Here is an 11,791-nt window from a genome sequence, read left to right on the forward strand (position 1 = left end):
TGGAGTTGTGAATTAAATTCTACAACTCCTTGCTTTTTTCGTTTAGGCTGTGCTATAATTCAAAATTGTCTGTGCCGATGTAGCTCAGGGGTAGAGTATTCGATTCGTAATCGAACGGTCGTGGGTTCAAATCCCACCATCGGCTTGCAATAAAACACATATTTTCAAGGGTTCTATAGCTTATTAATGCTGTAGAACCTTTGTTTTTTCCATGACTTGTCTATGGTTTGCCTATTTTAGTGAGGAATGCAAGTCCTCGGATTTTAAGGAGGACTGAATTCCTCACTAGGAACCTATTTCATCGCCGATTTTAAGGAGGACTGAACTCTTGACTACGAAGCTATTTGATTACCAATTGTTATGGTTTTTAGTCAGGAGTCAAGTCCTCGGATTTTAATAAGGACTGAAGTCCGATGCTGCAAACCTATGGCATTGCGGCTTTTGTCGAGGGCAAAAATACCAGATAGGGGCTGGCTATTGCTTGTCAAATTGTTGCCAAAAATCAAGGCCCTATTGAGGTAAATTGCGAAAGAGGAAAGGGAACACAATTTGTAATTACTTTGCCGCTCGCTAGTGTTTCTACAACTTAACAGAAACTTAACAGAAATCGCTGTAAAAATGCGGTAAAATCAACCTTGAAGAGCGCAGACAGTTAAATAAAAAAATAGCGAAAAATTTATGTGCCTGCAACCAGGAGATATCCTGCACCAACGTTACCAAATTGTCAGTGAATTAGGTCGGGGAGGGTTTGGGAGGACATATAAAGCTATGGATTTAGACATACCAGATCGTCCCCTGCGCGTCGTTAAGGAAATTAAACAGCCAAGGAATCCGCAACTCTTGCCTGAAGCACAAGAGCGATTTGAAAGAGAAGTTCGAGCTTTGCACCAATTGGGCGTACACCCGCAGATTCCACAGTTATTCGATAGCTTTCAAGAAAATGACAATTTTTATTTAATTCAAGAATACATTGAAGGAAATCCCCTCACAACAGCATTCGCTGCAAATACTCAATGGACTCAAGAGCAAGTAATTAAATTTTTGCAGGATATCTTGCCAGTTATCGCTTTTGTTCACGAACACAATGTCATTCACCGCGATATCACTCCTTCTAACTTAATTCGGCGCGATTGCGATGGAAGAATAGTTCTGATTGATTTTGGTGCGGTAAAAGAAATCAGTTCCTTAGAACGAACTGGTTCGGGAGAAACTATCAGTCGAACTATTTATAAGCGAGGATACGCACCTGCCGAGCAATTTGCTGGCAATCCTCAATTTTGTAGCGATATTTACTCTGTAGGTATTGTCGCTATTCAAGCCCTCACAGGCTTGTGTCCTGCTAAAGATTTCCTGACAGATTCCCGGCGGGGCGATATCGTTTGGCGCTACTCGACTCCCGATCGCTCTATGGTACAGATTAGCGCCGGCATGGAAACGATTTTAAACACAATGGTGCGCTACAACTTCCCCATTCGCTACCAATCTGTTGCTGATGTTTTGGAGGATTTGAATTCGATCGCCACGCCGCCGCCACCGCCACCACCGCCGCCGCCACCGCCACCGCCGCCACCGCGGAAACCCAAGGGATTTTCTCGATCGCACTTTCGCCGGCCGCTGTTGGGAATTGCCGGAATTATTGCCGGATGTGCGATCGCCCTTTTTTTTCACAACGTTTTTACCCCGAAAACTTGTCTTTTACTGCAAGGTGATGCTTTAAGCTGTGGCGAAGAATCTCTACTAAAATCCTCGACTCCTCGATTAAAGCAAGCAGGAGTTAATGAATTTGCCAAATCCAATTATCGGGAAGCATTTAATTACTTTAAAAGGTCGTGGCATGAAGAAGAACGCAAAGATCCCGAAACTTTAATTTACATGAATAATGCCTTATTAAAGGCTAAAAAAGCCGATTATTACACGCTTGCCGTAATCGTTCCCGTTAGTACCAACGAACAAGGTAGAGCCGAGATTGACTTGCCTAAAGAAATCTTGCGGGGAGTTGCTCAAGCGCAAACGGAAGTTAATTTAAAATTATTCAATTCTGAGATAGGTCGCAACCTAAATGGTTTAGAATTTCCAGAAAATCAAGCTATTAAAGGTAAAGGTTTACAAGTCATAATTGCTGACGATGCCAATCTAAAAGAAGAGTCGATCGCCCGCGCTAATTCCCTAGTCAAACTGGGGGGTGTTTTGGGCGCTATCGGTCACTACACTAACGCAATGACAGTTCATACAGTCGATATTTACAACCAAAACCATTTAGTATTAATTTCCCCAGGCAGTACGACGGAAGAAGCCACAGAAAAACCCCGAAATTTTTTCTTTAGGACTGTGCCTCGGACTAAAGTTAGTGTTGAAGTATTCGCGAAATATCTGATTGAAAAAAAAGGTCAAACCAAAGTAGCAGGTTTCTACAGCACCAGCAGCGAAGCCACTTCCTCTTTTTGGGAAGAATTCAGAAAACAGTTTAGAGAACGGGGAGGAAATATTGCAAATATCACCGAATTCGATTTGTCACAGAGCGACTTTAACGTGAAAAAAGCCATACAAGAAGTCAGGCAAACAGAGAAAACAACGATTGTTTTAAGTCCGAGTCACATCCCGATCGCTCTCAACAATGCGATGGCAGTTTTGCAAGCCAATCTCGATCGCAATTGGGTTGTCGGCACAGGGGGAATATACAGTCAAAAAACTTTAGAAGCTGCTGCTCAGTTACCGTCTTTTGAGAAAATGGCGGCCGCAGTTTCTTGGCATCATTTAAAATCTCCCAACCGCAAATTCCTTGAGAATACTCGCAAGCTTTGGGAAGGAAATGTCAGTCACCGAACTGCATTAACCTACGATGCCGCTAAGGCGCTGATTCAAGCCATAGAAATGCAGCAGCAACCCAGCCGCGAAGGGATGCAAAAAACCTTAGCCGATCCAAATTTTAGCGCGACCGGAGCCACCGGAACAATTCAGTTTGACAAAACGGGTTCGCGCAAAAATTTTAGTCCGATATTAGTGCATATTGTCAAGTGTTCTAAGGAGCAGTTTGGGGTGACTTTTGTGCCGATCGAATTTCCGACAGCAGCAGCGGCGGGTTTAAATTGCGATTGATCGTACTACTTCTACTTGGGAGGCCGGGGGAGGCGAAAACTCAGGGGACTGAGGATTTGATTGAGAGTTCGCAGTTGTTCAGCAGTACCCAAACAAATCAGCATATCTCCTCCTTCGATCGCAGTTTCTCCCGTAGGCCCCACAATCAAAGTCCCGCCAGCACGCCGCACCGCTAAAACCAAAGCCCCCGATTGCGATCGCAACTTGGCATTTCTCAAAGTTTGCCCGACGTAGACACAAGTATTGGGATCGATGAGAAATTCTTCCATGTAAAAAGAACTCTCCGTACCCGTCAAAACACCGTCTAAAAAATCCATAACTTGAGGCCGCAAAGCAGCCGCCGCCATCCGCTTTCCGCCGGTGATGTAGGGGGATACGACGGCATCGGCCCCGCCTCGCTGCAACTTCTTTACGGCTTCTTCTGTGGTGGCGCGGGCGATCGCCCGTACCTTCGGATTCAGAGTTTTCGCCGACAGCACAGTGTATAAATTCTCGGCATCCGAAGGCAAAGCTGCTACTATGCAAATTGCGCGATCGATCCCCACACTCAGCAAAATTTCGTCCAGAGTCGCGTCTCCTTGGACAGCCGTGTACCCCAGCGCCAAAGCTGCCTCAACCGACTGTATGGCCGAATCTATCACCACAAAAGAGATATATTCAGCCTGAAATTCCAAGGCAATTTGGCGGCCAGTGCGCCCAAAACCGCAGAGAATGTAATGCCCGATCAAAGAATCTACCAATCGCCGCTGCTGCCTAATTCTTGCTCCTTCTTGAAAATATCCTTCAATCAGCGCTTCTGTAAAGCGGTTGACGATGAAACCAATCACAATCACCCCCATCAAAATCAGGCATATGGTAAACATTCGGCCGCGTTGGCCGAGGGGCTGAAGTTCACCGTAACCCACAGTTGCTAGGGTAAATACTGTCATGTAAGCGGCATCTAGCAAAGACCATTTTTCCACCTGCCAATACCAAAGAGTACCCGTGCAGAAAATGCCGCCCAGGGCGATGACTCCGCCTGTTAAGTCTTTTTGCAGGCGCTGGTACTTTTGCTCTAGAGTTGAATACACCGATCGGGCTGACCTATTACCTATTAGCTGCTACCAATTTTAACCATATCAGCCCTAGACGCAGGGGCGGTCAAAAAGCCAGTTTCTGCCTAGATACTGTGCTGGAAAACTCAAGAGTTTGACTCTTAACCCAGTTTTTTTTGCGTGAGTTCCAACTGAGTTCCAATCCCATCGCAGAGGTGGCGATTGTTTTGATTTGCGATCGGATTTGTCTGCAAATAATTGCGTACTCCATTACAACCCTGCTGCAATAAATCGTCAAGATTAAAATTCCACAGCATCACCGTACCGTCAGCACTAGCACTAGCGATCGCCTTGCCGTCTGGACTAAAACTCGCATTCCAAACAGCATCCTTGTTACCTTTTAAAGTTTTGAGCAATGTACCGTCAATGTTCCACAGCCTCAGCATTTTGTCTGTGCTTGCAGATAGCAAAATTTGACTGTCGGGACTAAAGCTGATACTTGTCACTCCACTTGTATGCTTTAAAATACTTAGCGGTGTGCCGTCTTTGCTCCAAATTCTCGCAGTTCCTCCAGCACTTGCAGCCGCCAGCATTACTCCATCGGGACTGAAAGTTACAGTCATAATTTTATCACTTTCCATCTGTAAGCTTCGGAGCAATTTGATATCGGTGCTGGCTTCGATTGATTGCTTTTTTTGCAACTTTTCGGTAACCTTTCTCAAGCTCCAAAGTTTAATAGTGCCATCAGTACCAGCCGCAGCAATTATCTGGCCGTCTGGGCTAAAACTCGCGCTGGTTATCCAACCTCGCTCCAAGTTAAAACTTGACAATTCTTCACCGTTGATTTTCCATAGTTTAACACTTCCATCGGCACTGGCAGAAGCAATAACATTACCATCTGGACTCAAAGAGACGCTGGTTATTTGAGCGCTGTGTCCTTTTAAATTGTGGATCAATTTGCCATTTTTTTGCCAAATTTTTACAGTTTTGTCGTCGCTTGCTGAGACAATAATCTGACTGCTAGGATTGAAGATAGCCCTGATAATTTTATCCGTATGCCCTGTTAATGTTGCTTGCAAAGTTCCATTAGTTTGCCAAAGTTTGATATAATTATCATCGGTAGCAGTCACAATCGTTTGACTGTCGGGACTGAAACTCGCGAAAGCAAGGGTACTGGCTTGAGTCTGCAAGCGGCGGCGTTCCCGAAAGTTGTAAACTGCCTGTTCGAGGGCGATCGCTACTCGCATCTGAATATCTGAGCTGACTCCGAGCGATCGTTTCATTTCTGTAACAGCTCTGATGCTTTCTAGCAAAGCTTCTTCTTTTTTATCTGCAGCAAATAGCGTTTCTGATAGCAAACTGAGAGTGAGAATTTTGTTGTTTCTTTCTTCGATAGACGGTTTTACCCAAAAAGCTACTATCAGGATTGATATTAATATGGCTGCGGATCCTGTAACTGTTTGCACTCTCAGTTGTTCCTCGCGCCAAAGTTTAACTGCAATCGCTTTTTTCTGATTTTGTGCTTCGCTTAGTTCCTCTAATAACTTTTTTTCGCGACGCAGTTGTTCAATTTCAGCTTGGTGCTGTTTTTCTTGATAGCGGAAATTGGCAAATTCCGCTTCTTGACTCGCACCTAAAAATTGATAATCTTGGGTGCTCAAGCTTTTATTGGCAGCCCATTTTCTAGCATCTTCGAGTGCTTGACCGCGCAACAATCGAGATTCGTCTTGACAATTTGTCGCTACCCATGCTGTTAGAGATTCGGCATAGGGGCGCAAGTCGCCGAGCGCTTTTTCTACCCAGCTATGGTTGAATATAGCTGCGTAAATGCGGTTGGATACGGTTAATTTGCCGGCTCGTTTTACTACTAACCCACTCAGCCGCAATTCTGTTTGTTCGGGAGTATCATCTGCCCAAATTCCCGCACCCTCCTTTAACAACTGGAGTTCTGAAAATTGCTGATTTTCGCTGGGCCGCAATTCAGTTTGTTCGGGAGTATCATCGGCGCAGATCCCCCCTGCCCCCCTTAACAAGGAGGGTTCTGAAAGTGGCAATATTTTTTGATATAGTCCTAATAACCTACTGGCGCGGTGCTGACTTCTGAGAAGGCGATCGCGAATTGTTTTGATGTGTACCGGTTCATCGGACGATTCCCAATTATCAATAATATGAGATTGCACTATCTCGCTAATTAATAATTGATTAGTAGTAAAGTTTTCTGTTTTGCTTTCATCCGGTGAGTCGGATACAATAGACGACGAAGCTAAGCTTTTTACATGGTGCAGAATCAGCTTGCAAAGCTTTTGAGTCAGAAATGGCTGCCCTCCAGTCCAGTCCAAAATCTCTTGTAAAACCTCTTGAGGATTGTCTACTTTTCCCTCAAACCCCTTTGCTAAAGGCAAAGCTTCCTGTAATTTAAAACCGTGCAATTCAATGGCTAAACCGATATTAAAGGGCGTGCGAGTTGCATCGCTAATTAAATCCGATGGGGTAGCTACTCCCAGCAAAGCAAATGTAATGCGCTGGTATTCTGAATTGTGAGCGCGTTTATTGTAGCAACATCTAATTAATGCAAAAAAATCGTCTAGCGGTTCTTGGAAACTCAGAACGCTATCAATTTCATCAATAAAAATGACCAGGTTTTGAGAAATTTTGACCAGCAGCAATTCTTCAATTAACTCTCCTAAGCGCTGCACCGGCGACATCAACTCTCTCTCTCGCCACCAAGTCATAAACTCGACTGGGTTAAACAGGTTGAAGCTGCACAATAGCTTGTAAGCGACGCCGCCGTACCACTTATCTAGAGAGACTTGCTGGTTGCCAATGTCCGAAAGGTCGATCGTAGCACAGGCAATGCCATCAGCCGAGAGCTTTTGTACAGTTCGCACCAGCAAACTGGATTTGCCCATTTGCCGGGAATTGAGCACGTAACAAAACTCTCCGGCTTTGAGGGCTTGATAAAGTTCTGAGTCAGCTTGTCGCACTACATAAGTAGGTGCATTTTGCGGGAGACTGCCGCCGATTTGATATTGGTAATCGACTGTCATTATTTAGCCTCTAGTGATAACTTTATGGCACTTCTATGGTGCCTTTAGCACAAGCTATTTTACCATTTTGATTGGTGGGTTCTGGTGGTTTAATTGTACCAGCAGAATCAGCTCCGCACAATATAGATGTGGTCGTTATTTGATTTTTAGAAGAATTTGACTCAACTTTTGTAGGAGGAATTACAAAAACTCCACCGACAAAGCTTTTAAGATCTTTATGCTTTGAGATTCCATAATTAAATGTAGCTTTTTTTGTTGTATGGTGGGAATATTTGTAATTTTCTGTCTCGGTTTTAATAATGCGAATTCCTAAAGCCTTAACAGAAGTGCTAAAAACACTTTTTGTGGCAAAATAGGCTTGCTGACGTTTGTTGATTAAGCTAATATAATCTCTGGGTTCCCATTGCTTGTTGATCCTAACCCTAGCCTGAAAGGGTCGCACAACTACGGAAGCTAATACTCCAATCACCATTAAACTCACTAACCATCGACAACCATTAGATTCAATGCTAGCTGATTTAGAATTATGTTGACTCATTGTTTTGTATCCTCTCTGTTTGTTGTAAAAACTTTAGTCCGGTAAATCTAAAGTGAATGCCGATTTGATATTGGTAATCGACTGTCTTTATATTGCGTATAGTTAGATTATCTGGTCACTTGTGTCGTGCCTTGACCACAAGCAATTTTACCATTTTCATAGGTGGGTTCCGCTGGTTTAATTGTCCCGGGAAAATCAGCTTCGCACAATATGGACGTTGTAGTTCTTTCCTCTTTAGCAGCATTTGGCTCAAACTTTTTAGCAGGAACCAGAAAAACACCCCCGACATAACTTTTTATTTTTTTTTCCTTTGCTACTCCATAATTCAATGCTGCTTTCTTAGTGGCACGAATTGAATACTTGAAATGTGTTGTCTCTGTTTTAATGCCAAGTCCTAAAGCATCAACAGAACTGGAAAAAGCATTGTTTTCTGCCAAATAGGCTTGCTGACCTTTGTTCATCGAGCTAACATACAGTTTTGCTTCGGGAATCCTGCAGCGATGGCTAGTATTAAGAAATGATGGCAGAGCGATCGCACCAATTACTCCAATGCCCATTAACAGCAATAAGCATCCGCAACCTTTATAAGCTGAATTGCTAATACTTGATTCTTGATATTTGGTCATAATGTTGTTTCCTTAAATGGTATATAAAAGGCGAATTCAAGTCGGAAAACTAGAGCGTTTTCCTCGTTACAAGGCTCTTTATGGTAACGAGAAAAACGAGGAAATACTAATCCCTAAGCTCGCAGCTTTTGTACTTCTTTCCGGTCAATGGATGTGGGTTGAATCACTTTACTGCCGATCGCAAAATCGCGCAATTCCACTCTCGTAAACTTCACACCCCAAGGATCTGTCGTTGTATCCAACTCTTCTACTAAAGCATTATTGATTTCATTGCGAGCCGTGTAAAGTTCCTCCAGAGCTAATGTCGCAATGTGAGTCCGAATTGAAAGAATCAGCATATTTAACATCGCTTCCTTGAGATTTTGCACCTTGTAGGACGCTTTTTCTAAGTCAATTATTCGCCAGTACACAATAAATTCAACGGTGACGGCAACGCGATCGCGCGTCGTGCATTCTTGCGGTGACAGTCTTAAAATTTGCTCGCGCAGAGTTTGTTTATAGGCGACTGTTTCGACAAAGGGAATCAGAAATGTCAAACCAGGTTCGAGTTTCTTGCGATCGTACTTTCCGAAAATTTCAACTAAAGCCTCATCTCCTTGACGGACGATTTTGACGCTGTTTGCTAAGGATACTCCGGTAATTGCAAACAACACCATCAAAAAATACTGATACATAGTGAATCTCCTGGTAAATAGTTGACAGTTGACAGTTGACAGTTGATAGTGATTTATTAGTCTCTTAGAGAGGGACTTTGTTTGGCAAGAAGCGATTTCAATCTCCGAGTCGTAAAAGAGCTAGCTGAGATTTAGCCGTTGATGTGAATTAATCTGTCAGGTACAACAATCAGCGTGTTTCCTTCGCGGCGCAAAACGTAAACTTTTTGTCTGGGTGCGATCGCCCCTTGGGAATCTTCATTGCGAGCTTTCCACGAAGCCCCTTCATAAATCACCATTCCGGTTTCTCCGGGGAAAATTTCGGAGATTGTTGTCGCTTCGGTTGCTTCGGGAATCACAAACTTTTTGCGAACAATAAAAATCGGTCGAATCCAGATACTCAGCGCGAGGGCTATCCCCATCCAGTAGAAGATTTGCCAGTCAAAATCTTCATACATTATGTTCGCCCAACTAAACTGAAATGCTACAGAGCCTCTCCACAAAATAAACGATTCAATTAAAGCAGAAGCTCCCATCATTAGCACGTAAAATCTGTATCTTTGGGGCTGAGTTTTGATTATTAATAGCTCGATCGCACTAAGCACAACTCCGAGCAGCAGCCAGAATAGGGGCGGGGTGAAGGCGAAACCTGGTTGATTAGTGGCTGAGGCCAGCGACCAAATTAGGATAGAATACACAATGCTTTTACCTCGTTGCGATGGGATTCAACCTTGTTATTTCTAATCTAATCAGGTGGTTATTTGAGTTGGCGACTGAGTTATTTGAAAATTCATCGACTTTTCATCGACTTTAGGGGCAGTTGGCATTTATGATGGTTTCAGTGTTTTGATTGTGATAAGCAATGCCACGATCGCTAAGGGTGCGCGAAGAGTGCATTCGCGCAGTTAAATCCTGTCTCCTGAGAAATGGCTTTCCCAGTCAGAAAATCCTGGCTGAGGATTTAGGGATGGCGCAATCTACTGTCAGCCATTTTCTGAATGGCAAACCTGTGGATTATGCAAATTTCATCGAAATTTGTCGCGGATTGGGCCAGGAATGGCGCGATATAGCCGATTTTGACGCGAATTCAGAGCCAGAGGAGTTAGTGCTGGTGAGGGCAAAAGTGGCGATCGTCTTCGAGGGCTTTCCTTCGGATCGCTTCGCTAACGCTAACACCCGATCGAGCTCACACAAAACCCTTTCCCAGCAGTTACACCAAGCTTTGAGTGCGGGAGGCCACGAAGTCTTTTTTATTAACAACAGCAGCGACTCAGCCTCATATTTAAAACGTTGCGATTATTTGCTGTTGCTGATTTCGGAAGAATCTGCCGCTAGCGAAATGGTATTGGAACAAGTGCAGCTAGCCAAAGAATTGCACAATTTAACTGCTCATAAACCCGCAATTTTACCGATTTGCGTTGAATTAAATACACCGCTTTCCTTTGACTTACTGAGCTATTTAGCAGGAATTCAGCCCTGGCTGTGGCGCGGTGTTGGCGACTCATTTAAGTTAATATCACCAATTTTAGCTATTATCAAAGAAGGTCGCACAGCGTTAACTGCCGACCATGAATTGGCTGTAGAATGGAAAGTAATTACTAGCACCAAACAGTCAATAATTCAACCCCTGCCAGCAGCGCCGCCAGAATTGCCGGGAGGACAAGTTGAACTCACTTCTTGTTTTTATATCGATCGCCCTCCGATCGAATCCCGCTGTTACGAGACGATCGCCCAACCGGGATCGCTCATCCGCATAAAAGCACCCAGACAAATGGGCAAAACTTCCTTAATGGCGAGGATTTTGCATCACGCAGAACAGCAAGGTTCTCGCACGGTAGCGTTGAGTTTTCAGCTAGCCAATAGGAAAATATTCGCTAATTCAGATACATTTTTGCAGTGGTTTTGTGCGAGCATCGGTCAAGAATTAGGAATGCTAGAGCAGTTGCCCAAGTGTTGGGAATTAGCCGATTTGATTGGCAGCAATCAGTGCTGCAAGGCTTATTTTGAACAGTATTTGCTTTCAGAATCCTCAAAACCCCTGACGTTAGGCTTGGATGAAAGCGATCGCCTGTTTGAATCCCCGGAAATTGCTGATGATTTTTTTGGCTTATTGCGAGCTTTGCATGAAGAAGCAAAACGGCGCGATGTTTGGAAAAAGTTTCGTTTGATTGTGGTGCATTCCACAGAAGTATATATTCCGCTGGATGTGAATAAATCGCCGTTTAATGTGGGTTTACCGATTGAATTGCCAGAGTTTAATTCTCAGCAAGTGCAAGACTTGGCACATCGGCACGGATTGAATTGGAGTGGGAATGAAGTTGCAGAATTGATGGGGTTAGTGGGCGGAAATCCTTATTTAGTGCGATTAGGAATGTATCATATTTCGCGTCAAGATGTGACTTTAGATATGTTAGTGAAAGAATCGGCAACTGAAGCGGGAATTTATAGCGATCATTTGCGGCGACATTTATGGAATTTAGAGAAATACTCGGAATTAATGGAGGCGATGAGAGAGATTGTTAGTGTTTCCCAGCCAGTTAGATTGAGGTCAGAATTGGGGTTTAAGTTAAATAGTATGGGGTTGGTGAAATTGGATGGAAATCATTGCATTCCGAGATGTCGGTTGTATCAGGAGTATTTTGGCGATCGGCTTGACTGCAAATAATCCCTATTTACCCGATCGCCAAATCCACACTAACTACAAATTCGGGAAAAGCCACCGGCGAAACTTCGTCGCCCCGCCAAAACCTCAGCATTAAACTGTAACCGTTAACCGTTGGCTGGCGGTAAACTTCCA

Annotated in this window: 8 protein-coding genes and 1 tRNA gene; 3 read left to right on the plus strand and 6 right to left on the minus strand. The window is 43.9% G+C overall.

Annotated elements, in window-relative coordinates:
* Nucleotides 1-73 precede the first annotated feature (73 nt).
* Nucleotides 74-145, plus strand: a tRNA-Thr gene (locus QUA38_RS03110).
* A gap of 533 nt (nt 146-678) precedes the next feature.
* A complete protein-coding gene (locus QUA38_RS03115) occupies nt 679-3,096 on the plus strand; it encodes a protein kinase domain-containing protein (RefSeq protein ID WP_333159097.1) in 2,418 nt (805 codons plus the stop codon).
* 11 nt (nt 3,097-3,107) lie between these two features.
* On the opposite strand, the gene QUA38_RS03120 is transcribed toward QUA38_RS03115, so the two are convergent.
* From QUA38_RS03120 to QUA38_RS03145, 6 genes are all read right to left on the minus strand, one after another.
* Nucleotides 3,108-4,166 (minus strand): potassium channel protein, encoded by a 1,059-nt coding sequence (locus QUA38_RS03120; protein ID WP_333159099.1) that lies wholly within the window; start codon nt 4,164-4,166, stop codon nt 3,108-3,110.
* Nucleotides 4,167-4,291: 125 nt separating this feature from the next.
* Nucleotides 4,292-7,177, minus strand: a complete 2,886-nt coding sequence (locus QUA38_RS03125) for an LpqB family beta-propeller domain-containing protein (protein ID WP_333159101.1) — start codon at nt 7,175-7,177, stop codon at nt 4,292-4,294.
* A gap of 22 nt (nt 7,178-7,199) precedes the next feature.
* Nucleotides 7,200-7,715 carry a type IV pilin-like G/H family protein gene (locus QUA38_RS03130; RefSeq protein WP_333159103.1) on the minus strand — a complete coding sequence of 172 codons (516 nt, stop codon included), beginning with the start codon at nt 7,713-7,715 and terminating at the stop codon, nt 7,200-7,202.
* A 107-nt stretch (nt 7,716-7,822) separates the two neighbouring features.
* Nucleotides 7,823-8,341 (minus strand): type IV pilin-like G/H family protein, encoded by a 519-nt coding sequence (locus tag QUA38_RS03135; RefSeq protein ID WP_333094676.1) that lies wholly within the window; start codon nt 8,339-8,341, stop codon nt 7,823-7,825.
* A gap of 113 nt (nt 8,342-8,454) precedes the next feature.
* Complete coding sequence (locus QUA38_RS03140; protein ID WP_333159105.1) at nt 8,455-9,015, minus strand: SPFH domain-containing protein; 561 nt, start codon at nt 9,013-9,015, stop codon at nt 8,455-8,457.
* Between the two features lie 131 nt (nt 9,016-9,146).
* Nucleotides 9,147-9,692, minus strand: coding sequence for an NfeD family protein (locus QUA38_RS03145; RefSeq protein ID WP_333159108.1), 546 nt, complete (start codon nt 9,690-9,692; stop codon nt 9,147-9,149).
* A 164-nt stretch (nt 9,693-9,856) separates the two neighbouring features.
* Here QUA38_RS03145 and QUA38_RS03150 point away from each other — a divergent pair, with 164 nt between their 5' ends.
* Nucleotides 9,857-11,659 (plus strand): AAA-like domain-containing protein, encoded by a 1,803-nt coding sequence (locus tag QUA38_RS03150; RefSeq protein ID WP_333159110.1) that lies wholly within the window; start codon nt 9,857-9,859, stop codon nt 11,657-11,659.
* The last annotated feature ends 132 nt before the right edge of the window (nt 11,660-11,791 follow it).

This window comes from Microcoleus sp. Pol12B4 (genome assembly GCF_036701385.1).
Taxonomy (GTDB): Bacteria; Cyanobacteriota; Cyanobacteriia; order Cyanobacteriales; family Microcoleaceae; genus Microcoleus.